At 38.7% G+C, this 24,152-nt stretch carries 26 protein-coding genes and 1 riboswitch; of the genes, 24 read left to right on the top strand and 2 right to left on the bottom strand.

The annotated features are described in order from the left end of the window. The first annotated feature begins 24 nt into the window (after positions 1-24). The 13 genes from E2L03_RS20820 to E2L03_RS05415 are packed head-to-tail and all read left to right on the top strand — an operon-like array spanning position 25 to position 7,726. On the top strand, positions 25-147 hold the full coding sequence (locus E2L03_RS20820) for a hypothetical protein (protein ID WP_276338627.1): 123 nt from the start codon (positions 25-27) through the stop codon (positions 145-147). A gap of 50 nt (positions 148-197) precedes the next feature. After that, on the top strand, positions 198-650 hold the full coding sequence (locus E2L03_RS20235; RefSeq protein ID WP_166740189.1) for a ComF family protein: 453 nt from the start codon (positions 198-200) through the stop codon (positions 648-650). A 10-nt stretch (positions 651-660) separates the two neighbouring features. Continuing rightward, positions 661-1,083 carry a hypothetical protein gene (locus tag E2L03_RS05465; protein ID WP_038482687.1) on the top strand — a complete coding sequence of 141 codons (423 nt, stop codon included), beginning with the start codon at positions 661-663 and terminating at the stop codon, positions 1,081-1,083. 16 nt (positions 1,084-1,099) lie between these two features. Then, complete coding sequence (locus E2L03_RS05460; protein ID WP_134258673.1) at positions 1,100-1,363, top strand: flagellar biosynthesis anti-sigma factor FlgM; 264 nt, start codon at positions 1,100-1,102, stop codon at positions 1,361-1,363. Beyond that, positions 1,360-1,755, top strand: a complete 396-nt coding sequence (locus E2L03_RS05455) for a flagellar protein FlgN (protein ID WP_038482684.1) — start codon at positions 1,360-1,362, stop codon at positions 1,753-1,755. The genes E2L03_RS05460 and E2L03_RS05455 overlap by 4 nt, the downstream gene beginning before the upstream one ends. Before the next feature lie 11 nt (positions 1,756-1,766). Further along, the gene (gene flgK, locus E2L03_RS05450) at positions 1,767-3,116 is read left to right on the top strand and encodes a flagellar hook-associated protein FlgK (protein ID WP_134258672.1); all 1,350 of its coding nucleotides are present in this window, start codon (positions 1,767-1,769) and stop codon (positions 3,114-3,116) included. A gap of 9 nt (positions 3,117-3,125) precedes the next feature. After that, positions 3,126-4,190 (top strand): flagellar hook-associated protein FlgL, encoded by a 1,065-nt coding sequence (gene flgL, locus E2L03_RS05445; protein ID WP_078440059.1) that lies wholly within the window; start codon positions 3,126-3,128, stop codon positions 4,188-4,190. Between the two features lie 9 nt (positions 4,191-4,199). After that, the gene (gene fliW / locus E2L03_RS05440) at positions 4,200-4,631 is read left to right on the top strand and encodes a flagellar assembly protein FliW (RefSeq protein WP_055737539.1); all 432 of its coding nucleotides are present in this window, start codon (positions 4,200-4,202) and stop codon (positions 4,629-4,631) included. Next, positions 4,632-4,865, top strand: a complete 234-nt coding sequence (gene csrA, locus E2L03_RS05435) for a carbon storage regulator CsrA (RefSeq protein WP_038482672.1) — start codon at positions 4,632-4,634, stop codon at positions 4,863-4,865. It begins immediately after the preceding gene. A gap of 36 nt (positions 4,866-4,901) precedes the next feature. Then, the gene (locus E2L03_RS05430) at positions 4,902-5,204 is read left to right on the top strand and encodes a flagellar protein FlaG (RefSeq protein WP_038482669.1); all 303 of its coding nucleotides are present in this window, start codon (positions 4,902-4,904) and stop codon (positions 5,202-5,204) included. Between the two features lie 15 nt (positions 5,205-5,219). Continuing rightward, entirely contained in the window at positions 5,220-6,980 is a 1,761-nt protein-coding gene (gene fliD, locus E2L03_RS05425) for a flagellar filament capping protein FliD (RefSeq protein ID WP_134258671.1), read from the top strand. Between the two features lie 12 nt (positions 6,981-6,992). Further along, positions 6,993-7,382 (top strand): flagellar export chaperone FliS, encoded by a 390-nt coding sequence (fliS, locus tag E2L03_RS05420; protein WP_055737538.1) that lies wholly within the window; start codon positions 6,993-6,995, stop codon positions 7,380-7,382. Next, positions 7,382-7,726 (top strand): flagellar protein FliT, encoded by a 345-nt coding sequence (locus E2L03_RS05415; RefSeq protein WP_055737537.1) that lies wholly within the window; start codon positions 7,382-7,384, stop codon positions 7,724-7,726. Before fliS ends, E2L03_RS05415 begins: the two co-directional genes overlap by 1 nt. Positions 7,727-7,794: 68 nt before the next feature. Here the strand turns inward: E2L03_RS05415 and E2L03_RS05410 are convergent, their stop codons facing one another. Beyond that, positions 7,795-8,637: a DUF6612 family protein gene (locus tag E2L03_RS05410; protein ID WP_038482665.1), complete on the bottom strand. Its 843-nt coding sequence runs from the start codon at positions 8,635-8,637 to the stop codon at positions 7,795-7,797. 606 nt (positions 8,638-9,243) lie between these two features. On the opposite strand from E2L03_RS05410, the gene E2L03_RS05405 reads away from it, so the two are divergent. The 10 genes from E2L03_RS05405 to E2L03_RS05360 all read left to right on the top strand — a co-directional run bounded on the left by E2L03_RS05405 (position 9,244) and on the right by E2L03_RS05360 (position 20,623). Further along, the gene (locus tag E2L03_RS05405) at positions 9,244-9,441 is read left to right on the top strand and encodes a cold shock domain-containing protein (RefSeq protein ID WP_011247912.1); all 198 of its coding nucleotides are present in this window, start codon (positions 9,244-9,246) and stop codon (positions 9,439-9,441) included. Positions 9,442-9,599: 158 nt separating this feature from the next. Further along, a complete protein-coding gene (gene hpf, locus E2L03_RS05400) occupies positions 9,600-10,166 on the top strand; it encodes a ribosome hibernation-promoting factor, HPF/YfiA family (RefSeq protein WP_035394645.1) in 567 nt (188 codons plus the stop codon). A 151-nt stretch (positions 10,167-10,317) separates the two neighbouring features. After that, positions 10,318-12,840, top strand: a complete 2,523-nt coding sequence (gene secA, locus E2L03_RS05395) for a preprotein translocase subunit SecA (protein ID WP_134258670.1) — start codon at positions 10,318-10,320, stop codon at positions 12,838-12,840. 26 nt (positions 12,841-12,866) lie between these two features. Then, a protein-coding gene (prfB, locus tag E2L03_RS05390; RefSeq protein WP_180316749.1) for a peptide chain release factor 2 occupies positions 12,867-13,974 on the top strand; the annotation gives its coding sequence in 2 pieces (ribosomal slippage) (positions 12,867-12,938 and positions 12,940-13,974; 1,107 coding nt in all). Positions 13,975-14,137: 163 nt separating this feature from the next. After that, on the top strand, positions 14,138-14,461 hold the full coding sequence (locus E2L03_RS05385; RefSeq protein WP_134258668.1) for a c-type cytochrome: 324 nt from the start codon (positions 14,138-14,140) through the stop codon (positions 14,459-14,461). Between the two features lie 275 nt (positions 14,462-14,736). Continuing rightward, positions 14,737-15,429: a cell division ATP-binding protein FtsE gene (ftsE, locus tag E2L03_RS05380; RefSeq protein WP_038482661.1), complete on the top strand. Its 693-nt coding sequence runs from the start codon at positions 14,737-14,739 to the stop codon at positions 15,427-15,429. Next, positions 15,419-16,309, top strand: a complete 891-nt coding sequence (gene ftsX / locus E2L03_RS05375; protein ID WP_134258667.1) for a permease-like cell division protein FtsX — start codon at positions 15,419-15,421, stop codon at positions 16,307-16,309. Before ftsE ends, ftsX begins: the two co-directional genes overlap by 11 nt. Positions 16,310-16,338: 29 nt before the next feature. Next, positions 16,339-17,751, top strand: coding sequence for a murein hydrolase activator EnvC family protein (locus E2L03_RS05370; protein WP_038482655.1), 1,413 nt, complete (start codon positions 16,339-16,341; stop codon positions 17,749-17,751). 151 nt (positions 17,752-17,902) lie between these two features. Continuing rightward, entirely contained in the window at positions 17,903-19,369 is a 1,467-nt protein-coding gene (locus tag E2L03_RS05365) for a S41 family peptidase (protein WP_134258666.1), read from the top strand. 84 nt (positions 19,370-19,453) lie between these two features. Then, positions 19,454-20,623: a PDZ domain-containing protein gene (locus tag E2L03_RS05360; RefSeq protein ID WP_055737533.1), complete on the top strand. Its 1,170-nt coding sequence runs from the start codon at positions 19,454-19,456 to the stop codon at positions 20,621-20,623. Positions 20,624-20,672: 49 nt separating this feature from the next. On the opposite strand, the gene E2L03_RS05355 is transcribed toward E2L03_RS05360, so the two are convergent. After that, a complete protein-coding gene (locus E2L03_RS05355) occupies positions 20,673-21,653 on the bottom strand; it encodes a DMT family transporter (RefSeq protein WP_236702479.1) in 981 nt (326 codons plus the stop codon). Between the two features lie 112 nt (positions 21,654-21,765). Continuing rightward, a riboswitch (FMN riboswitch) is annotated at positions 21,766-21,892 on the bottom strand. 276 nt (positions 21,893-22,168) lie between these two features. Between E2L03_RS05355 and uvrB the strand changes: the two genes are divergently transcribed. Further along, on the top strand, positions 22,169-24,151 hold the full coding sequence (uvrB, locus tag E2L03_RS05350; protein WP_038482646.1) for an excinuclease ABC subunit UvrB: 1,983 nt from the start codon (positions 22,169-22,171) through the stop codon (positions 24,149-24,151). Position 24,152 lies beyond the last annotated feature (1 nt).

Here is a 24,152-nt window from a genome sequence, read left to right as displayed (position 1 = left end):
TTACGCTTAAGAAAAAGAGTGTTTGTGAAGCGTGTAGAAAACAGCTTATTCATTGTAATGGATGTAAACGATGCCGTAAGCCAAAGCGATTTGGTCCTTTTATTGAACAAGAGTGTGGAGATTGCATCAGGTGGAGAAAGCTTTTAGCTGTGGATTACCTCGATAAAAATATTTCCCTATATGAATATAATGATTTTTTGAAAACCTTGCTTTCGCACTATAAATATCGGGGAGACGTAGCAATTGGGCATATCTTCACATTTTCGTTGCAAGCAGTTATTTGCGATCACTTCAACGATTATGTTGTTACGACCATTCCTCTTTCAGAGAAAAGGGTGGAAGAACGGGGATTTAATCAGGCTGATGAACTTATAAAGGGTATGGGAATTCATCAGTGTTTAACCCGTAATATAGGAAAAGATGATCGAAAACAGAGCAAAAAGACCCGGTATGAGAGAATTAGTTTAGTGAAGCAAAATCCGTTTAATCTTGTAGAAGAAGAAAAGTCGTTTATTAAGGGTAAAAAATATTTAATAATAGACGATATATATACTACAGGCGTAACTGTGCGAATGGCTGCAAAGACATTGCTCGAAGCAGGAGCAGAACGTGTTTCGTCATTAACAGTTGCTAGAGCGATAAAAGGGTAGGGGATTAAACGTGCAACAGCTTGCGAATTGTCGACATTGTGGAGGATTGTTTGTTAAGGTGCATCAACCAACGTGTAAGAAATGTCAAATGGAAGAAGAGCAATGGTTAAAAACGATTCGTACGTATTTGAAAGAATACGAGGACACTATGGTTACACAACAAATGTTAATGGACAACACAAAGATACCATTTAAGTTTTTACAATCACTTATCCGTTCTGGAAGGCTTAAACTGTCTCAGTTCCCTCACTTAGAACACTTTTGCGAAAGATGTCAAAAGCCAACACAAGAGACTCGCTTTTGTCATTCGTGTGTAAACGAGTTAAATGGAGAATTATCTCATTATGAAGAAGGAAAGAATGATAAGGTTACATTAGTAAGAGAACAGGATGACAATCAATCGCTCACATATACTCTAAAGAAGAATCGATAAAGGAGGCTCTTCAACAATGAAAATTCATTCTTCTCAATACATTCAAGCAAACAAGTTGTATAAGACTCAAGTACAATCACCAATTGTACAAGAAGATAAAAAAGATAAAGTCGAAATATCAAAAGAGGCTCTAGAGTTAAATGCTCAGACTAGCAAAGTGAAAGAAGAGCGATTACAAGAGTTGAAGCAACAAATTGAAGAAGGTACCTATGTGTTTCAACCAGAAAAAACAGCACAAGCCATTATGGCTGCATGGAAAGAAAGCGGAGTCATTAAATGAGCGAAGCGTTAATCCACCAGATGATTGAAGTACAAGAGGCATTAATTGAACTAGCGAAACAAAAGGAGAATGCTCTAATCGAAAACCACCTTGAAGATCTACAAGGGATTGTTCGAAAAGAATCGGCTCTCGTTTCCAAAGCAAATGGTTTGGAGAACAAAATGAAGGGAAGCATTGATTTTTCAGCTGATCATCTTTCCTCATTAAAAGAACAATTGTTACGATCCGTTATGGAACTGAAGCACAGAAATGAACGAAATACCTTGTTGATAAAGGATTCACTTTCATTTGTAAAAGGGTCACTACAATTATTTCAAACAGATCGTTCAGTTTACACAAAAGAAGCAAAATCAAAGTCTGGAAAATTATCCATTTTTGATTCACAAGTATAGGAGGTGTAACGTTGTCAACTTTTTTAGGTATGGAAACGATGAGGCGAGCAGTTGCCGCTAATCAAGCAGCTTTGCAAACGGTCGGAAATAACATTGCAAACGCAGGTACAGATGGTTATACAAGACAGCGAGTAAGTATGCAATCAACCCCTGGCTACCCCGGGACGGGTCCTTTTGGTCGACCAGTTATGGAAGGAAGGGTTGGTACAGGAGTTGGAATTGATCGTATTCAAAGAGTTCGTGATCAATTTTTAGACAAACAATTTCAACTAGAAGCTCATGTATCAGGTTATACAGCTGTTCAAAGTCGTACGTTTGCACGCTTAGAAGATCTATTTAATGAAGGTCCTCTTAATGACGGTGACTTAGGTGGCCTCTCTAGTCAATTCAATGATTTCTTTAATGGTTGGAGGGAACTGGCAGCTGGTCAAGACAATCAAGCTGTTTTAATTGAACAGTCTGAAGCGGTTATGGATACTCTAGAGTCTCTTGAAAAAGCGTTTCAGTCTGAAATGAGCCTGCTTGAAAAAGAGCGTGAAGGAACAGAAGCTACAATTAATGATTTGCTTGAACAAATTGCTATTAATAACCGAGCAATTCAAAAAATTGAAGAGAGTGGTCAAGCGGCGAATGAATTATATGATCAACAGGATCGTTTAATAGATGAACTAGCCATTCTATTACCTATTGAAGTAGAACGTACAAGTGCACATAAAGGTCAAGAAGGTAGTTATAACATTAAAATGTTAAACAGCGACATTGTTCTAGTAGATAGTAGTGATGAATCGTTTTCACCAATGAGTTTTACGGTTGAACAAGAAGATGGCGTAAGCCACTTACTTGTTAATGACCAGTCTTATAGTGAAGTGATGAGCGGGAAACTAATCGGAATTGATGCTTCGATGTCTCATGTTGCAAAAGCTATAAATCAAGTAGGCCAACTTAAACAACAATTAATGAGTGAAGTAAATGAGCTAGTACCTAATTTCTTTGATGTTTCTACTGGTAGGGTATCAGAGTCTATTAAAGCAGACCCAAGCCAGTTCACTGTAAGCAAAGAAACGGCACAAGCTGTAGCAAACCTTAGTCAAAAAGATGGATCTGTTACAAAAGAGTATCAGCAAATGATGGGACAGCTAGGGGTAGAAGCGCAAAGCATGCAGCGGAAAACTGACGCTGCTCTTACAAGGTTGCGTAATATTGATGGAAACCGAATGTCAATTAGTGGAGTATCATTAGATGAAGAATTGACGATGTTGGTACAGTTCCAGCACTCTTATAACGCAGCTGCTCGTGTGATGACTGCCATGGATGAAATGCTAAACACGGTCATTAATGGAATGGGAATCGTCGGACGATAAAAGAAAGGAATGGAGTTCATGAGAGTAACTCAATCAATGTTAACGGCAAATACATTACACTATTCACAAGCGAGTTATCAACGTTTATCCACTTTACAAGAACAAATGAGCACACAAAAGAAAATCTCTCGTTTCTCTCAAGATCCAGTAATAGCTGGAAAATCAATGCAGTATCGAGAATCAATTGGTCAATTAAATCAATATCAACGTAACTTAAGTGAAGCACACAATCGATTGGATCAGAGTGATGCATCGTTACGAGAGACGAGTCAAATCATTACAAGAATACGCGAATTAGCTGTGAAAGCATCAACAGATACTTTCGGTGCTGATGAGCGGAAAAGCATTGCTCAAGAAGTAGAGCAATTAACAAACCATTTAGTCACGATTGCCAATACAAACACCGCAGGAAAATACATCTTTAACGGTGAGTTAAGCAATGTTCCACCTATAAAAACATTAAATCCAGCGCAAGTAACAGAGCAAGATTTTAACGAGCATACGGTCCTTTTTTACAATGGTGAAACGTACAGCTATGAAGGAAATGGCTTGTTTGAAAATGAAAATGGACAGCAGGTAACCTTTAACGATGGTCAACTGTTTGCTGGAGACGAGGTTATTCAACCTGAAGATGTCCGTATGATGAACAATCAATTCGCCACTTCTGCATATGAACTTGAATTGCAGCAAGGAATCCACATAACAGTTGGGGCAGATGCCCACCGCTTGTTTACAACTGATTTTTTTAGTGATTTATTTGAGTTTCAAAAAGCGTTGCTTGATCCAAACATAACAGCAGAAGACTTAGATACGTTTGTAGGGAAAGCAGACAATCATTTACGAGTGACTGCTGATGTAAATGGTCAATTGGGTGCCAGAATGAATCGCGTTGATTTAATAGAAGATCGTTTGAATACACAGCAATTTTTGTTAGAGAAAATTAAGTCTGAGAATGAAGATGTTGATTTTGAAGAGACTGTAATGAAGTTGCTTGTGGCTGAAACAATTCATTCCGCTGCTCTAGCTGCAAGTGCCAGAGTGTTGCAGCCATCATTATTAGACTTTTTAAGATAGGTGGTTTTTATGCAACTTGAAACAAATTATTTAGGAACAATTGAAGTAGAGGATGGAAACAAACTTCAGTTTTCTTTAGGTATTCCAGGATTTCCAGAAGAAAAAGAATTTGCGCTACTTCCTTTTCCAGAAAGCGAATTTTATCTTCTACAATCGATTGTGCATAAGCATGTTGCTTTTGTTTGCTTGAACCCTTTTTCAATTTGGAAAGATTATCACATCGATCTTGATGCAAATACGGTTCAACTGCTAGAGGTAACACAGCCTACAGATGTTGCGCTTTTTGTTATCATTACAATCCAACAACCGTTTTCACAATCAACGGCGAATCTAAACGCACCAATTATCATTAATACACGGAATAATAAAGGAAAACAACTTGTCCAAGAAGGACAACCGTATTCTTCGAAAGCATTACTCTCCACAAAGGGGGGCGCTTAAATGCTTGTGTTATCAAGAAAGGTAACGGAATCCATTTGTATTGGGGATCAAATTGAGTTGACGATCTTAGAGGTAAACGGGGATCAGGTCAAAATCGGTATCCAAGCACCGAAGTCAATTGACATATTTCGGAAAGAAATAGTTGAGGTCATTGAAAACGAGAATAAGCAAGCTGTTCAATCTGTAACAGTTGATACAATAAAGTCATTGTTTGAGCATGAGAAAGATTCGTAGTAGCTTTTTACATTTCTTTTTTAAGGTGGCGTGGTCATGTCAATGGAGATCCAACCAGCTAGTGTAAATCGTTTTTTAGAAAGCAATACGTTTAAGCAGACTATACAAGAACCAAGGCAACAAGAACCCTTCCATGATGAAAAACACATGGTTGTGAGTAACAAACCAATCAAACGAGCATTATCTTTTCATGTTCATACTGATTTAGATCGAGTCTATGTGAAAGTAATTGATTCGGATACAGATGAAGTTGTTAGAGAGGTTCCTCCAGAGCAACTACTAGATTTACTCGCGTCAATGATGAAATCTGCTGGGTTAATTATTGATCGGCAAGTATAAAAAGAGGTGAACCATATGCGATTATCAGGGTTATCTTCTGGTCTTGATATTGATCAGATGATGAAAGATCTCATGAAGGCAGAACGAATGCCAGTAAATAAATTAGAAAAGAAAAAAACAGAACTAGGCTGGAAAATGGATCAATATCGGGAAATGAATTTAAAACTTCGTGCCCTCCATACGTCCATGTTCGATTCTATTATGCGTGCGTCTTCTATGCAGAGAAGATCTGTGGTATCTTCCAATGAGTCGATTATATCAGCGACAGCTTCTTCAAATGTAGGAAATACGAGTTTTACCATTAATGAAGTAAAACAATTGGCAACAGCAACTACCGCTATTGGTAGCACCATCTCAAAAACAAATGGACAATCTGATTCAGTAACGAGTAGAACGTTATTAAAAGATATTGCAACAAACGAGATGGAATGGGTAGTTGGTAAGCGGACGAGAGAAGCCGTACAAGTTGACAAAAACCATTCCATTAAGCTTAAAGAACCATTAGCAGAAGGTGTAAAGCACATTCTGATTCAAGGACAGGCATATGAAATTGTCAGTGATCAAGCTGGTGAATTGGCACGAAACCAAGTAGCAATGGACGATGCTGGAAGGCTTACCTTTCATGAAGATGTAACACTCTCATCCCAAGTGCAAGTAGAGTATATAGCTGGGGTGGAAGATGAAGAAAAGGCTCAGCGCTTCACATTTAACTCTCTATCCCTTATGACCAATGAGAGCGGAGACTATCAAACCACGTCTTTTTATTTTAGTGAGAATGATTCTATTCAATCTGTTGTAACGGCAATGAATCAGTCTAAAGCGAATGTTACTGCTTTTTTTGATGAACACCAGAAGACATTTGTACTGACGAATAAAAGTACTGGAACATTTAATCGAGAAGAGAAGGAATTTACGTTTGAAGGTAGCTTGTTTACGTCTACTTTTGGTTTGAATGAAGTCAAAAATGGGCAAAATGCTCAATTTACCATTAACGGACTTGAAACAGAAAGAAGAGAGAACACCTTTTCAGTTAGTGGTATGACAATTACGTTAAAAGATACAACGAATCAAGCAATCACGCTGGCAGCTTCTACGGATGTAGATTCAATCTATAAAACCATTACGTCGTTTGTTAATGAGTATAATGAGTTAATTGATTTTATGAATGGTAAAGTAAATGAGCGCTATTACCGTGATTACGATCCATTAACGGACGAAGAGAGAGATGGATTGTCAGAGGCAGAAGCAAAACGATGGGATGAACGAGCACAAAGTGGTTTATTACGGAATGATTCACTCGTTCAAACGAGTTTAAATCAATTAAGAAGTAGCCTGTATAAACCGATTTTAACAGGAGGCGCATTCACTCATCTATCGCAAATTGGCATTACAACTACTAGAGATTATGCTGACGGTGGGAAGCTAGAAATTGATGAAGATAAGTTAAGGAAAGCGATTGAAACGGATCCAGAAGCTATCTTTACATTGTTCAACGGAAATCAAGAAACGGAAGGGTTAGCACAATCCATGCGTCGGGATTTACAACGCTCAATGTCCTCCATTGCAAGAAGAGCTGGAGGGTCAGAAGGGTTTCATGAGCTTCATCAATTTACAATCGGCCAACAGACACGTACCATTGACCAGCAGCTCAGTAACTTTGAGCGGAGGCTTGAACAAAAAGAGGCGAGGTATTGGAGACAATTTACTGCAATGGAACGAGCGATGCAAATGGCTAACCAGCAAAGTGAATCTTTATTTAATCTATTATATAATTAAGGGAGGCAGCACATGCTCAAGCAAGCAGCCTATAAACAGCAATCTGTACAAACAGCCTCGCCTGGCGAGTTAACACTTATGTTGTACAATGGTTGCCTTAAGCAGCTACGAGTTGCAGAAAATGCCATTAAGGAGAGTCATTTTCAACAAAAAAACGAAGCGTTAACAAAAGCAGAGGCCATTATAAAAGAGTTAATGATTACGTTGAAGACCGATACCGAAGTTGGTGAAAATATGATGAGAATGTACGAATACATTCATTATCAATTAATTGAAGCCAACATCAAAAGTGACCTTACAGCCTTACAAGAGGCACAAGGTTACGTTGTGGAATTTAGAGATACGTGGAAAGAAGTCATTAAATTGGATCGTCAGAATCGTTTTGGTGGGGTTGCGACGTAATGACAGTCACGCCAAATCCTTTGTCTCTTATAACAAAGACTCTTCTTACTCACCTTGAGACAGGACTACCGTCTGAAGACGATCAAAGAGATGCCTATATTGATCAAGTAATGCAGTTATTGAATGAGCGACAGCAACTGATTGAGCATCTTTCTATTGATGAGATAAAAAGTGGATTTCTGCAAGATGAAGAAAAACAGATAAATGAATTCCTTGGTACACAGAGAACAGAAATTAAACAAGATATTCAACGATTTACGAAACAGAAAGACGGACGGCATAAATATCAGCGTACCTATGCATCAACACAAGCTGGTGTGTTTTTAGATAAGACTTCTACGTAATACCTTTGCTTCAATCTATAAAAAATAAAGCCTCTCACCAATCAAGTGAGGGCTTTTTTAGATATCTGCTAATGAACAGAAGGGTATTGAATGCCTTCTGGGTTGTTCACAGATGGACGTGTTACCGTTACATTTTTACGAATAGCGTATTCTTCATTAGGAGCATGTATAACAAATTCAAACACAGTCGTAGACTTTTCAAGTTGAAAGCTATCTTTATTTATAAACAGCAAGAAGTCTAACTGTGACACTTCGAAGGTGCCCTCATGTTGAGGAATATCTTCAATACCGAGTAATGACTGATCAAATAGCTCCATATGTAAAGCCATGTCATCAAGGTCGTCACCGTTTGCTTCAATAGAAAGTATATAAAGATCATCGTATTCACGAACACTTACAAACTCGGAAATGCCTTGCAAAAGAGATAATTGGGCTTTAGGAGAATAATGTAACGATAAAAGTGAACTGAACTCGACATCGCTATTCGATTCTTCCCAGCCTTCACCATTGTAATTAGAAAAAAAGGCTGCCTCTGTAGCTAAAACACTAAGAGATTCCTCTACTTTTTCTTCATTTCCTTCTTGGTCTAAGCCATAGCGAGAAAAGGTAGTATACGTAATTTCAGGTTCTTTTTGGTACGCTAATGCGCCTTCTGTTACTTTCTCTACTTGCTTTGTTTGAGAAGAAATAAAGTCTGTTATCTTTATAGTAGCTTCGTAATTTTTAAGTTCTTTCTCTACGTCAATCGTGTTTTTAATGATCGATTGACTTTGATTAACGAACAGATCCTCTTTATCCTCGATCTCATCAGATAAAATGAGCGTTTCCTCTTGTTCAACATCCGTTATAGAACATGCTCCAAGAAGGATTGATAAGGTCACACTTGAATAGAGCCAGTTTCTGTGTAACATAGTCATCTACTCCTGGTTGGTTTAAGTTGGCGCTACAGAATGTTACATTTGTGTTACAAGCGCTTGTGATATTGTAACAAACCTGACCGTGAATGCAAATAGGAAAATAGAACCATGGTGTTTCGTCAGACTACTATCGACTACGTGTATGTAGGTTTCATAGTTAAATGAAGAAACTAGGTTTTACTTTTGAAATTCAAATAGCTTTATATAGTTAACTTTTCCATTCACTGACTGGAGTAAAGGTTTAAGGCGTTTTTTTAACGTTGCTTCTAAAGTTTGCGGAAATTTGTGTTGTTGTTCTTTAACAATGAAATAAGTTAATACTCATTTTTAATTCAGCTAGAGCAATCTTTTAAAAAATTTCTAAAAAATTTTCGACAAATTTCATATTCTCTCTTATTTTCACAAAATACTCGAACCTTTTATTCTAGTAGCTGTTTTAAGAAAGCGTTAACAAAAAGAGTGTTTTGTATCGACAGAATTAGACAAATGCCTATTGTGCCATTTGAAGAAAGAGTTTGACTTATAAGAATCGTACTGGTATATTGAAACTGTGGTATAACACCATACATTGAATTTTATGTAACGAAGGGAATGTGAAACATGCAAGGAAAAGTTAAATGGTTTAATGCAGAAAAAGGTTTTGGTTTTATCGAGCGTGAAGACGGAGATGACGTATTCGTACATTTCTCTGCAATCAATTCTGATGGATTCAAAACTCTTGATGAAGGTCAAGACGTAGAATTCGAAATCGTTGAAGGTGCTCGCGGACCGCAAGCTGCAAACGTAGTAAAGCTTTAATTCACATTCCTGTAAGGATATGAATAATAGCTAATCTCAACTCACTCTACAAGTAGTAGGGTGAGTTTTTTGTTGTTTTTTTTGTCATATTTTTAATGTTTAAGAAGGATTTTAGAGGGAAATGTAGAAGTAAGCAAGGGAAAAGGAGGAGTTCAACGATGCATTATAATATTCGTGGTGAGAACATTGAAGTAACACCAGCAATTAGGGAGTATGTAGAGAAGAAGGTCGGTAAGCTTGAACGCTATTTCGACACAACTCCCGTGGCTGATGTAAATGTAAAGCTACAACTTATTAATAGTAGCGAATCAAGTATAGAGGTTACCATTCCGATGCCTAGGCTATTATTAAGAGGCGAGGAAACAAATGCGGATATGTATGCAGCAATCGACGTAGTCGTTGAAAAGTTGGAACGCCAAATTCGAAAGCATAAAACAAAGGTAAATCGTAAGTTCAGACAAGAGGGTAGCCTCAAGCATATGTTCAAAAATGAACTAGAGCCACTTCGTGAGGAGATCATTGAAGAAGAGTACGAAGAAGATGATCTGCAGGTTGTTCGAACGAAGCGCTTTAACTTAAAGCCAATGGATGCTGAAGAAGCTATTTTACAAATGGATCTGCTTGGTCATAATTTCTTTGTCTTCTCAGATGCAGATAGCGGTAGTACAAATGTTGTTTATCGTCGAAAAGACGGCAAATATGGTTTAATTGAATCTGAAGCATAATAATAATAAAGTGTCAGCTGCGTGCTGGCACTTTTTCATGCTGTACATAAGTAGGCAGTCTTGTAAGCCAGGGTCTAAACTGCTAATATAAGTATGATAAACCCAAAAAAAGTCATGTAGTGTGTATTGCCGTTAAGAGAGGAAGATGAATATGCTCGGTTTACTTCGAAAAGTAGTAGGCGATCCTGCTCAAAAGCAATTAAAGAAAAATGAAAAAGTTATTGATCAAGTCGAAGCTTTAGCGGATGAAATGGCAAAGCTTTCCGATGAACAATTAAGAGATAAAACACAAGAATTCAAACGACAAATTGAAGAAGGTATTTCCATTGATGAAGTCGTTGTTCCTGCACTTGCAACAGTAAGAGAGGCCGCTAAACGAGTCTTAAATGAATATCCGTATCGTGTTCAGCTTCTTGGTGCGCTTGCCCTTCACCAGGGAAACATCTCCGAAATGAAAACAGGTGAAGGTAAAACACTTGTAGGAACAATTGCCTGTTATGTTCAAGCGTTGCTTGGCAAGGGTGTTCATATTGTGACAGTAAATAATTACTTAGCAAGCCGTGACCTTGGAAACTATGGTCGCGTATTCCAATTTTTAGGACTAACAGTAGGCTTGAATGAAAATGGTCTCTCTAGAGAAGAAAAGCAAAAGGCGTATGCAGCTGATATTACGTATAGTACAAATAATGAGCTAGGATTCGATTACCTACGCGATAATATGGTTCTATATAAAGATCAAATGGTTCAGCGCCCGCTCCATTTTGCCCTAATTGATGAAGTGGACTCCATTTTAATTGATGAAGCACGAACGCCGCTCATTATTTCTGGTTCTGTCGAACGGAAAACTAAGCTATATGGACAAGCAAATACGTTTGTACGAGTTCTAAAAGTTGATGAAGATTATACGTATGATGAAAAAACAAAAGCCGTACAATTAACAGATGAAGGTGTGAATAAAGCAGAACGTGCATTTAATATTGACAACCTTTATGATCAAAAACATGTTTCGTTAAATCATCACATTAATCAATCATTAAAAGCGCATGTGGCAATGCATCGTGATGCGGATTACGTTGTTGAAGATGGCGAGGTAGTCATTGTCGATCAGTTTACAGGTCGTTTAATGAAAGGGCGTCGTTATAGCGATGGTCTTCACCAAGCGCTAGAAGCAAAAGAAAACTTGCAAGTACAAAAAGAAAGCATTACCCTAGCGTCTATTACATTCCAGAACTATTTTAGAATGTACCAAAAGCTAGCGGGGATGACTGGTACAGCTAAAACTGAAGAAGAAGAATTCCGTAATATTTATGGGATGGATGTAATGGTCATTCCAACAAATAAAGATGTAGCACGTGATGATCGCTCTGATTTAATTTACAAATCGATGCAGGCGAAGTTTCATGCAGTTGTTAATGAAATTGCAGAATTACACAAAAAAGGACAGCCTGTACTAGTTGGTACAGTAAACGTTGATACAAGTGAAATTGTTTCTAAAATGTTAACAAAGAAACGTATTCCTCACCATGTATTAAATGCGAAAAACCATGAGCGAGAAGCAGAAATCATAGAAAATGCAGGGCACAAAGGTGCTGTAACAATTGCAACAAATATGGCTGGTCGTGGAACGGATATTAAATTAGGGCCTGGTGTAAAAGATTTAGGTGGTTTACACGTATTAGGAACCGAGCGACACGAATCACGTCGAATTGATAATCAGCTTCGAGGTCGTTCAGGTCGACAAGGAGATGTAGGTTCTTCACAATTCTATCTGTCAATGGAAGATGAATTGATGAGGCGGTTTGGTTCAGATAATATGCGTAATATGATGGAACGGCTTGGAATGGAAGAGGATCAACCAATTGAATCAAAGCTTGTTTCCCGAGCGGTAGAAACTGCGCAAAAGCGTGTTGAAGGTAATAACTATGACGCACGAAAGCAAATCTTGCAGTTTGACGATGTGATGCGGGAACAGCGTGAAATTATTTACAAGCAACGTATGGAAGTATTGGAATCAGAAAACTTACAGTCGATTGTGAAAAACATGTTAAAAGCAACGGTCACTCATGTTGTTCAAACGCATACGCCAGATTCACTCGTACAAGAAGAATGGGATTTAACTGCCATTGTGACGTACATTAACGGACAATTGCTAAGTGAAGGTGCGTTAACTGAAAAAGAAATCACTGGACTTGAGCAAGAAGAAGTGATTGAACTTGTAACGGAAAGAGTACTTGCTTCTTATCACGAAAAAGAGTCTGAGGTTTCGCCTGAACAAATGCGTGAATTTGAGAAAGTGATTATGTTGAGAACGGTTGATCGTAAGTGGATGAATCATATTGATCAAATGGACCAGCTTCGTCAAGGTATCCATTTGCGAGCATATGGTCAAAATGATCCTTTGCGTGAATATCGTTTTGAAGGGTTTAATATGTTTGAAGCCATGATCGTTGAAATTGAAGAAGAAGTATCTATGTACGTAATGAAAGCAGAAGTTCAACAAAACTTACAAAGACAAGAAGTCGCTCAAGGTAAGGCGGTTCAACCATCAGTAAACAATGAACAAAAGCAAGCCAAAAAGAGACCAGTTCGTAAAGGCGAAGATATTGGCCGAAACGATCCTTGTATTTGTGGAAGCGGCAAGAAATATAAAAATTGCTGTGGGGCGAATGGCTAAGGTTATTAACTAATGAGGTGAAAGAGTTGGATTTAGTAGAAATTAAGCAAGACTTAGCGGCACTAGAGAAACGGTTAGCCGAGTTTAGGGGGTCTCTTTGACGTCGCAGATAAGGAAGAGCGGATTGCGGAGTTAGAAGAGAAGATGACGGACCCTGATTTTTGGAATAGCCAAGAAGAAGCACAGAAAGTGATTTCAGAAACAAACGGGTTAAAAGAACAGGTGCATACGTTTAAAGATATGTCTGACGCCTATGAGGATTTAGAAGTTAGTTTAGAACTGGTGCGAGAAGAAGGCGACTCTGAGCTAGCTGTTGAATTAGAAGAAGGTGTGCGTGCATTAATTGAAAAGATGAACCAGTTTGAATTACAGCTGCTACTAAGCGAGCCTTACGATAAAAATAATGCCATTTTGGAGCTCCACCCAGGAGCTGGTGGAACAGAATCGCAAGACTGGGCATCTATGTTATTGCGAATGTATACACGTTGGGCAGATAAACGGGGTTATTCTGTTGAAACACTTGATTATTTACCTGGTGAAGAAGCTGGTGTTAAAAGCGTAACGTTATTGATTAAAGGTCATAATGCTTATGGCTATTTAAAAGCAGAAAAGGGTGTTCATCGTCTCGTCCGTATTTCACCATTTGATTCTTCTGGAAGAAGACACACATCCTTTGTTTCGTGTGAAGTAATGCCAGAGCTTGATGATACAGTGGACATTGAGCTCAATACAGAAGATTTGAAAATTGACACATACCGTGCAAGTGGAGCCGGTGGACAGCATATCAATACGACAGATTCTGCAGTTCGTATTACGCATTTGCCAACAAACACGGTAGTGACTTGTCAAAGCGAACGTTCACAGATTAAAAACCGTGAGCAAGCCATGAAAATGATGAAAGCTAAGTTATATCAATTAAAGATTGAAGAACAGGAACGTGAATTAGCAGAAATTCGTGGTGAGCAAAAAGACATTGGCTGGGGAAGTCAAATTCGATCATACGTTTTTCACCCTTATTCAATGGTGAAAGATCATCGTACAAATCACGAAAATGGGAATTCGAATGCAGTAATGGATGGTGAACTTGACCCATTCATTGATGCATATTTAAGGCAAACCATTCGAATTGATTAACGAACACGTAATGTATAAACGTCATGTAGCGCTACGGACGGATGTTTAAAAAGTAATGCTTCTGCTAACAAAGGTGTCTCACACTTGTTATCTTGTTGCTACTACTTATCTAACAAACACCGTCTATGCGCTTTTTATTTGTGATAGAAAGGAGTGACCGGGCTTGAACTATGTACGCTGTATTCTTCTTTGCCTCATCCTCTTAGCTGCTTGTAGTCCAGAAGTCGACAACACGAAGCAAGATGATAGCAGAGGTGACGACGAAGTGATCTTTAGCGACGATGGCTACGAAGTTTATAAAGAAAATAGCTGTATAAGCTGTCATGGCGATCGCCTACAAGGCGCATCAGGTCCGCCACTTCTAGATATTGCTTTAACGGCTGATGAAATAGAAACGATTATCGTAAACGGGGTAGGGTTTATGCCGCCTCAGAAGTTGGATGACGAAGATCGCACAGCGCTAGTTGAATGGCTAAGTGAACGGTAGGGAAATTGAAAAAGTGCTATCGGAGGATGGTTAAGTAAGGTTACTCCGAATAGAGCGCTTTTTTTGTTGTCTGAGCCTGAAAAACCCCCTTTTTTCAACAAAGTCATATTGTATACCCGATCATTTTTGACATGAAACATCAAACTGAAATAAAAATGTAATATTTACTAGATTGATCTAATGATATAATTACCGCGAAGCATGTCTGAATATGTACAATAAATGTTTGATAATACAAATTGACCTTGGCATTTTTTATTAAAGGTTGTGATGAAGTGAGTTTAATTAAGTTAAACGATGTTTGGAAAGTGTATCCAAATAGCGTTAAAGCGATAAATGGTATGTCTATAGAGTTTAATAAAGGCGAATTTGTTTACATTGTTGGTCCAAGTGGTGCTGGTAAATCGACGTTTATACGCTTGTTATACAGAGAAGAGAAGGCTTCTAAAGGTGAGATTTACATTGACAATGTGAATTTATCCCAATTAAAGCAAAAAGAAGTTCCTCACCTAAGAAGACGAGTCGGTGTTGTTTTCCAAGACTTCAAGCTTCTACAATCGTTGACAGTCTATGAAAATATTGCTTTTGCCTTAGAAGTTATTGAAGAAGATCCAGCAAAGATAAAGCAAAAAGTAATGGATGTACTAGACTTAGTGAAAATAAAAAGTAAAGCCAAATTTTATCCAAGTGAGCTATCAGGAGGAGAGCAACAACGCGTTGCCATTGCGCGAGCCGTTGTGAATCGTCCTGACATCTTAATTGCAGATGAACCGACTGGTAACCTTGATCCTGATACAGCGTGGAGCATTATGGATATTCTTGAAAATGTTAATGCGTTAGGAACGACGGTTATCATGGCTACTCATAATAAAGAAATCGTGAATACTTTGAAGCGTCGAGTCATTGCGATTGAAGCAGGTCGTGTCGTTCGAGATGAAGCTAGGGGGAATTACGGATATGAAGTTTAATGCACCAAAACGCCACCTCCGTGAAGGCTTCAAAAATATTGGACGAAGTGGCTGGATGACATTTGCTTCTATTAGCGCTGTTACCGTTATGCTTGTTATTGTTGGATTCTTTATGATCGTTTTTTTAAACGGAAATCATATTGCGTCAACGATTGAAGAAAATGTCGAGATCAGGGCCTTCATTGAACGAGGCACTGATGAAGCGGAAATAACGGAGCTAATGGAAGAAGTAGAAACAGAATACGATGTAGCCGAAGTAGAGTTTATTGATAAAGAAGAAGGACTTGAGAATTTAATTGCCTCCACTGGTGGAGAAGATTACTGGGGAAGTTTACGGGATGACAATCCGCTGCGAGATGCATTACGTATAATTGCAACAACACCACAGTATACAGAAGAGATTGCTGAATCTATAGGTGACCACCCTTATATTGGTCGCGTCTCGTATGGAGAAGAAATTATATCCGATCTGTTTACCATCACCAATACAGGTAGAATAGCCGGAGCCATTGTAATTGGTGCCTTATTATTCACAGCGATGTTCTTAATATCAAATACAATTAAATTGACCATTTTAGCAAGAAAGAATGAAATACAAATTATGAAGTTAGTAGGTGCGAAGGATAGCTTCGTACGTTGGCCGTTTCTAATTGAAGGGATGCTACTTGGACTATTAGGAAGCATCATTCCAATCCTCCTCATTAGTTTTGGATACACGTATCTGTATAATGAGTCAGCAAGCTTTTTACAAGGTGTACCGTATGAACTGCTAGCACCTAATCTATTAATCATACAGCTTTCCAGTCTATTAGTTATTTTAGGACTTGGCGTTGGTATATGGGGAAGCGTCATGTCTGTTCGTAAATTCTTAAAAGTATAATTGGTTTAGAATTCAAGGGGGAAATAAGGTTGAAAAAGCGTACAATTCGAGCAACTGTTGCAGTTACTGCGGCAGTAGCTCTCCTATTTACAGGAATGCAGCCAGCGATGGCAAACACTGAAATTCAGACAAAATTAGATCAAGTTCGTGAACAACAAGTATCAAAGCAAGATTCTGCAAATGAAACACGCTCTGAAATTACCGAGCTTGAAAGCGAGCTAAGTGCTCTTTCAACAGAAATCGAAGCATTAACTGCGAAGCAACAAGAAAACGAGCAAAAATTAAAAGAAACAGAAGAAGAGCTTGTTCAGCTTGGAACAGAGATTAAAGCTTTGGAAGAAGAAATAGTCATTATTGAAGAACGTATTGAAGAGCGAAGAGCGATTTTACAGGAACGTGCCGTTGCGACGTATGAGTCTGATGGAGAAGTAAGCTATTTAGAGGTGCTTCTAGGTGCTCAAAGCTTTGGTGACTTTATTGAACGGTTAAGTGCTATTACAACAATTGCTCAAAGTGACCAAGAGTTACTAGATGAACATATTGCTGATGAAGAGCGTCTACATAAAGCAAAGCAAGAGGTAGAAGAGAAGAAAGCGAAAGTAGAAGAGAACAAAGCGGCTTTAGTAACCATTAAAGACGAGCTTGATGCTCAAAAGAACGAATTAAATAGTCTTCAAGATGATTTAAACGAAAAAGAAACACAGCTTCAGGAAGAACTGAATGCGATTATTTCTGACGAAGAGTTACTTAAAGGACAAGAAAATGCCCTTGAAGCAGAACTAGCAGCATGGGAAGAAGAGCAGAAAAAAGCACGAGAAGAAGAAGAACGTCGTAAGCAAGAAGAGAAAGAAAGACAAGAACGTGAAGCAAAACAAGAACGCGAAGCAAAACAAGCAGCTGAAGCAGCACAGGTAGAGACGGCTTCAGAGCCAGCAAAAGCTGCGACTTCAGCAGCAAGTGAGCCAAGTAGCAGAGAAGCAACTCCTTCATCTAGCGGAAGCAATAACGTTCAGAATGCTGCTCCAGCGTCGAATAACTCTTCATCGTTTATTCGTCCAGCGACAGGTTCGGTAACATCTCAATACGGTATGCGTGGCGGAAGAATGCACTGGGGTATTGATATTGGTAAAAACGGTCGGAGTGGAGATGTACCAATTGTTTCTGTTCTAGACGGAACTGTTGTTGAAGCTGGCTACCATAGTGGCGGCTTTGGAAACTGGGTTCTTGTGACTCATCAAATGAATGGCCAACAATACACTACTGTGTATGCACACTTAGATCGAATTGACGTAAGTGCAGGACAACGTGTTGGACAAGGTACACAACTTGGAACAATGGGGAATACAGGGAATTCATTTGGCGCTCATTTACATTTTGAAGTGCATAAAGGAGCGTTCAACTGGTCACGAACAAATGCAGTTGATCCACTGAATTATATATAAAACACAAATAGCGTCCGTTTCGATGGACGCTATTTTTAAATGTTTTGACAAAATTAAGACAAACGTGTTTTGACAATAATGATTGAACAACTTAGAATAAAAGTATTAGTTGAGAACTGGATGTCTAACTCATTGGGAGTGGTGAAGTGTTTTGAAATTAAAGCAGTTGTTTTTTACGTTATCGGTAATGGTGATTATTGCTGTGGCTGCTATCTTTTTTATAAATGATGGAATCCAATTAGGCGGGGCGAATGAATCACCGCCTGCGACAAATGCAGATGATTCTGATGTGCCAGATGTCATTTTAGATGACGATGAGTTGATTGAAAAATTTGAGACAGCACTAACAACAATTGAAAATAATTATGTGTCTGAAGTAGAACGAACAAAGCTTATCGAAGGCGCTATTAATGGTATGGTGGAAACGTTAGAGGATCCCTTTTCAGACTATATGGACGTTCAATCTGCGGCAAGCTTTCAAGAATCGTTAAGCTCTCATTTTGAGGGTATTGGTGCAGAAGTAGGTATGGTGGATGGCTATGTTTCTATTATTAGCCCGATGAGAGAATCTCCAGCTGAACGAGCGGGCTTATTGCCAAACGATGCGATCTTAGAAATTGATGGCGAATCAATAGAAGGTTATTCAGTTAATGAAGCGGTTCAATTAATTCGTGGAGAAGGCGGTACAGAAGTTACATTAACCATTCAACGTGGAGAACAAAATGAGCCATTTGATGTAACCATTGAGCGTGATCGTATTCAAGTGGATGCAGTTCGAGCGGATACCTTTGAAGTGGATGGTCAACTGATCGGGCGTCTTGAGATTACGTCATTTTCTGAAGATGTAGGAATTCAATTTGAAGAATTGCTACAGGAATTAGAAGAAGATGGGATTGATGGACTCATTGTAGATGTTCGTCGTAATCCAGGTGGATATTTAGATGGAGCGCAAAATATTGGTAATTTACTTATTCCAGATAATAAGCCAATTGTTCAAATTGAGCATAGTAACGGAAGTATTGAAAGTTATGAATCAAGTTTAGATGAACGAAAGCCTTACCCGATTGTCGGATTAATTAATGAAAGTAGTGCATCGGCTTCTGAAATTTTAGCTGCTGCTTTAAAAGAATCTGGGGACTATGATCTTGTTGGGAAAACGACGTTTGGTAAAGGAACTGTTCAAAAGTCAATTCGTATGACGGATGGCAGTGCTTTAAAGATTACTACCGATCGCTGGTTGACAGCTGGAGGCAACACCATTGATCATGAGGGAGTTGAGCCTACTGTAGAGGTAGATCAGCCTGAGTACTTTTATGCTGTAGCTCTTTCCATTGAAGAACCTTACGAAAGAGATCAGGTATCTGATCAAATAGCACGTGCACAAAGTATGCTAGAAGGCCTTGATTATTCGATTGATCGTACTGATGGGTACTTTGATGAACAAACAGAATCGGCAATAAGAGAATTTCAAGAAGAGCACGATTTAGATGAAACCGGTCAATTAGATGAAGAAACCGCACAAAAGATTCAAGAAGAAATACAAGCGCACATTAGAGACGTTGAGAATGATGCACAATTGAATCGAGCGATTGAGCTTGCGGTAGAACAAGCATCTTAAGAATTATTGTTGAGAGTAAAAAAGGGATATCTGTATTCAATTGCACAGATATCCCTTTTTAAGTAAGTGTTGGAGGACAAGTTCATGGTAGAAACCATTCTAACTGCATTCGCTAGCTTTTTTTTGAATCCAATTGTTTGTATCGGCTTCATTACCCTTTTTATAATTGCTCATTGGCGTGTGAAGCAAGAACGGTCATCGTTTCATACACGAGTTTATGCTCGGCGAGCTGATTTTTTGTTAAGTACGATCCCTTCTATTGTAACAGGTGTGCTTGTCAGTATAGTAACCATTGCGGCAGGAGTTGTGTTGCCGACCGATATACTTGTGGCCATTACACTAGCGACGTTGCTTCTTTTACTTACCGGCCAAATGCATTGGCTCACGCCTACATATGTTTTTTTCCTGGTTGCACTTTATCTAGTCGTCTTTCCACAGTTCATCGAATTTACTTTTTTAGAAATTGGAGAGCAACCTTACCTTTACGCTGCCATTATGTTTAGTGTAGCGGTGTTACTGTTTTCTCAAGGGATCCTCGTAAAAAAGGATGGGAGAAAGCTCATTTCACCACAGCTAAAAAAAGGAAAAAGAGGAAGATTTATAGGGGTGCATAAAATCAATCGTTTATGGATCGTTCCTGTTGTCTTTTTTATTCCAGAGAGTGCCTTTATCCTCCCTTGGCCATGGCCAACTTTTTCAATAGGATCTGAGTCGATTCAGCCGATTCTATTTCCAATTCTTCTAGGGTTTAAACAACAATCTCATAATCACTTAGAAACACGATTTTATCACTATACACGCGTCTATTTATTGCTCGCAGGAATAGCTGCTGTCTCAACGATGATTCTTCTCTATTTTCCTAATGAATGGTTATTCGTAAGTATACTTGGTTTTATCGCCTTACTTCATGCTATAAGCCAAATGACCATTAGGAACAAAGAAAAGAAGGATACTGTGTTCTTTACGGAGGAGGAAGAAAGTTGTCGAGTGGTTGGGGTTTTACCAAACAGTCCAGCTGATAAAATGAAAATTTTATTAGGAGAACAAATTTCAAAGGTAAATGGCCAGACGGTTCATGATGAGATGACGCTTTACCAGGCGCTCCAAAAAAATCCTGTTTACTGTAAAATTGAAGTAAAAGATAAGAACGGAGAAAAACGTTTTGTACAAGGACCCCTTTACAGTGGTGAGCACTACCAGCTTGGTGTCTTGCTTGTTCGCAAACAAGAAAAATTAAGTAACTCGATTATTTAACGACGTAAAAGACCTTCCCCATTTGGGGAAGGTCTTTTACTGATGCCAATTACTTTAATGGCTGAAGCGCGTTTTTCTTACGCTTTTTTACAGGTGGCAGCTGAGAAATCGTATCTTGTTGCTTAGAGATTCTAAATAGAACGAACCAAATAAGAGCAAAACCAATTAGCTGTGCAATTGTTACGGTTTCTTGAAGAGTTATCCATGATACAAGCAACCCTGTCATTGGAAAGCTTAGTTCAGCGATTGTAGCAACGGAGGCCTTAACAGACTGTAATCCACGATAGTATAACAGCATGGACACAAGACCAGGTAATAATGCTGAAGCAAGCAAATTAAGGGCAATGAACGTTAATGCAATGGTTGATTCAGGGCTTGCCCATATATCAGGAGATACACTTATTAAGACACCGAGTAATGGGAGTGCAAGTAAAAAGCGTAGTGCTGTGACAGTCTCATGACGACATTTTTTTAATAAGATACGTCCCATTACCGTCGAGCCACCCCAAAGTGCTGCTGCTCCGATGGCGTACAAACTTCCTAGTTGGAATATTTCCCCTGGATTGTTGATCGGGAAATAAAAACCAAATGTCAAAAGGTATGTCCCAATTAACGCAATCGGTACGTAAACGCCAAAATGCTGCGGCAACTTTTCTTTTAAAAGAAAGTGAGCGAGGGTAATGGCGAATAGTGGCTGTAATTTTTGTAAGAGCAGTACGGAATTTATCTCACCACTAGATGCAGCAATGGTTAACCCTTGTGTAAATAAAAGAGTGGCAAAAGCAGAGCCTCCCCAAGAAATAAATAATAACGCTCCTAAATCTTTAAAGCTAAGTTTCTTTAAATCTCCTTTAAACTTTAAAAGAATGGGAATCGCAATAAAAGCTAAAATAATGTGTTCAATAAAAACAATTTGTAAAGACGTCATCGTATCAAGTAACAAAATACGAAAAAGTGGATTAATCCCCCAAAAAGCGGCACCAATCACGATAAACCAAAACGTCTTATTTGATTGCGGTTGTTCATTCACAGCTGTGAGCTCCTTTTCAATGAAAAGGTCTTCTGTAGAAATCAAAAAGCCCTGGACGACGAGTGTGTTCAGGGCTGGAGAAATAAACATAGCAAAGACTATGTTCTTTCTATTTGATCTTCTCCCATCCGGACTATACCGTCGGCTTTGGATTTTCACCAAATCAGTCCACATAAAAACTATGCAGAGTCGCGGGCTTTAACCGCCGGTCAGGAATTTCACCTGCCCCGAAGATACCTATTCAATTTATATAATCTATCGTTATCATACTGGATTTTTTTTGAGTCGTCTAGAAGTTTGTTTGCTAGCAATTTTTGGTTACGCACGTGCGTTCGTAAAAGTTGGTGCAAGTATTCATTTTTATGGTATACTTAAGCGAACGTGTGTTTACAGGAAATGAATTGATTGGGTTTTTAACGACGCTAAAATGGGAATAACAGTAGGATCATGTTCTTTTGCAAAGGAGGGGTGAACTTATCAAAAGAAAGATCGTTCTTTGATAAGTTCTAAAGACGATGGATCAAACGTTTCAATTAGTATCAGACTACTCGCCGCAAGGTGATCAACCAAATGCAATAGAAAAAATTGTACGTGCAATTGAAAATGGAGATCGACATCAAACGTTATTAGGTGCAACAGGTACTGGAAAAACGTTTACGATGTCCAACGTCATTCAAGCAGTGAATAAGCCAACGCTCATTATGGCCCATAATAAAACGCTAGCAGGTCAGCTTTATAGTGAATTTAAACAATTTTTCCCTCATAATGCAGTTGAGTACTTTGTGAGTTATTATGATTATTATCAACCGGAAGCATATGTACCTTCTTCTGATACATTTATTGAAAAAGATGCAAGTATAAATGATGAAATTGATAAATTACGCCACTCAGCTACTAGTGCGTTATTTGAGAGACGAGATGTCATTATTGTAGCGAGTGTATCGTGTATATATGGTTTAGGGAACCCGGAAGAATACCGGGATCTTGTCTTGTCCATTCGTACTGGAATGGAGATGGATCGGAATGAATTGTTACGACGCCTTGTCGATATTCAGTATGATCGGAACGATTTGAATTTTATACGTGGAACCTTTCGAGTAAGAGGCGATGTGGTTGAAATCTTTCCGGCCTCCAGAGATGAGCAATGTATTCGTGTGGAATTTTTCGGTGATGAAGTTGATCGTATGACCGAAGTAGACGCACTAACTGGAGAGATTAAGGGAGAGCGAAACCACGTGTCCATTTTTCCGGCTTCTCACTTTGTTACCCGCGAAGAAAAAATGAAAAAAGCAATTGAAAATATAGAAGCAGAATTAGAAGAGCGATTAAAATCACTTCACGCAGATGGAAAGTTGCTTGAAGCACAAAGACTTGAACAACGAACACGCTATGACCTTGAGATGATGGCGGAAATGGGTTTTTGTTCAGGAATTGAAAACTATTCTAGGCATTTAACCTTACGTGAGTCAGGGGCAACGCCGTACACGTTAATTGATTTCTTTCCAAAAGACTTTCTATTAATTATGGACGAATCTCACGTCTCGTTACCACAAGTAAGAGGGATGTATAACGGTGACCGCGCCCGAAAAGAAGTACTCGTTAATCATGGGTTTCGTTTACCTTCTGCTCTTGATAACAGACCATTAAAGTTCCCCGAATTTGAAGAAAAAATAAGTCAAGCCGTATACGTATCGGCTACGCCTGGCCCGTATGAGCTAGAGCACACACCTGAAATGGTCGAACAAATTATTCGACCAACTGGCTTGCTTGATCCGCCAATTGAGGTTCGACCAATTGAAGGCCAAATTGATGATTTAATTGGTGAAATTCATGAGCAAATTGAGCGTAACGAACGTGTTTTAGTAACAACTTTAACGAAAAAAATGTCTGAAGACTTAACGGACTATTTAAAAGAAATTGGTATTAAAGTTCGCTATTTGCATTCAGAAGTAAAAACGTTAGATCGTTTAGAAATCATACGTCAGCTCCGATTGGGAACGTTCGATGTTCTGATCGGAATCAATTTACTAAGAGAAGGCTTAGATATACCTGAGGTATCATTAGTAGCGATTTTAGATGCTGATAAAGAAGGATTCTTACGTGCAGAGCGGTCTCTAATTCAAACCATTGGTCGTGCTGCGCGAAATGAAAACGGCCGGGTCATTATGTATGCAGATAAGATAACTGGTTCTATGGAAGTCGCGATTAGTGAAACAAAACGTCGTCGAGAAATTCAAGAAGCGTTTAATAGAAAACACGGCATTACGCCACAAACCATTCAAAAGAAAATTCCAGATGTAGTACAAGCGACTTATGCCGCTGAAGAAGACGGAGAATATGACGTAACGAAGAAACCTCAACAAAAAATGACGAAAAAAGAACGCGAAAAAACAATTGCGCAAATAGAAGTAGAAATGAAGCAAGCGGCAAAAGATCTAAACTTCGAGCGGGCAGCAGAGCTTCGAGATATGCTGTTAGAGCTTAAAGCGGAAGGATGAC

This window comes from Shouchella oshimensis (assembly GCF_004375095.1).
In the GTDB taxonomy this organism is placed as follows: domain Bacteria; phylum Bacillota; class Bacilli; order Bacillales; family Bacillaceae_D; genus Shouchella; species Shouchella oshimensis.
Note: the sequence above shows the minus strand (reverse complement) of the source record. Positions and strands in the feature narration are given on the sequence as shown.

Coding starts and splice junctions, on each gene's coding strand:
- E2L03_RS05430 (WP_038482669.1), top strand. CDS start 4,902: ATGTCAATGGAGATCCAACCAGCTAGTGTAAATCGTTTTTTAGAAAGC.
- fliS (WP_055737538.1), top strand. CDS start 6,993: ATGCTCAAGCAAGCAGCCTATAAACAGCAATCTGTACAAACAGCCTCG.
- hpf (WP_035394645.1), top strand. CDS start 9,600: ATGCATTATAATATTCGTGGTGAGAACATTGAAGTAACACCAGCAATT.
- csrA (WP_038482672.1), top strand. CDS start 4,632: ATGCTTGTGTTATCAAGAAAGGTAACGGAATCCATTTGTATTGGGGAT.
- secA (WP_134258670.1), top strand. CDS start 10,318: ATGCTCGGTTTACTTCGAAAAGTAGTAGGCGATCCTGCTCAAAAGCAA.
- ftsX (WP_134258667.1), top strand. CDS start 15,419: ATGAAGTTTAATGCACCAAAACGCCACCTCCGTGAAGGCTTCAAAAAT.
- E2L03_RS05360 (WP_055737533.1), top strand. CDS start 19,454: ATGGTAGAAACCATTCTAACTGCATTCGCTAGCTTTTTTTTGAATCCA.
- flgL (WP_078440059.1), top strand. CDS start 3,126: ATGGAGTTCATGAGAGTAACTCAATCAATGTTAACGGCAAATACATTA.
- E2L03_RS05415 (WP_055737537.1), top strand. CDS start 7,382: ATGACAGTCACGCCAAATCCTTTGTCTCTTATAACAAAGACTCTTCTT.
- E2L03_RS05410 (WP_038482665.1), bottom strand. CDS start 8,637: ATGTTACACAGAAACTGGCTCTATTCAAGTGTGACCTTATCAATCCTT.
- fliW (WP_055737539.1), top strand. CDS start 4,200: ATGCAACTTGAAACAAATTATTTAGGAACAATTGAAGTAGAGGATGGA.
- E2L03_RS05405 (WP_011247912.1), top strand. CDS start 9,244: ATGCAAGGAAAAGTTAAATGGTTTAATGCAGAAAAAGGTTTTGGTTTT.
- fliD (WP_134258671.1), top strand. CDS start 5,220: ATGCGATTATCAGGGTTATCTTCTGGTCTTGATATTGATCAGATGATG.
- E2L03_RS05455 (WP_038482684.1), top strand. CDS start 1,360: ATGAGCGAAGCGTTAATCCACCAGATGATTGAAGTACAAGAGGCATTA.
- E2L03_RS05460 (WP_134258673.1), top strand. CDS start 1,100: ATGAAAATTCATTCTTCTCAATACATTCAAGCAAACAAGTTGTATAAG.
- uvrB (WP_038482646.1), top strand. CDS start 22,169: ATGGATCAAACGTTTCAATTAGTATCAGACTACTCGCCGCAAGGTGAT.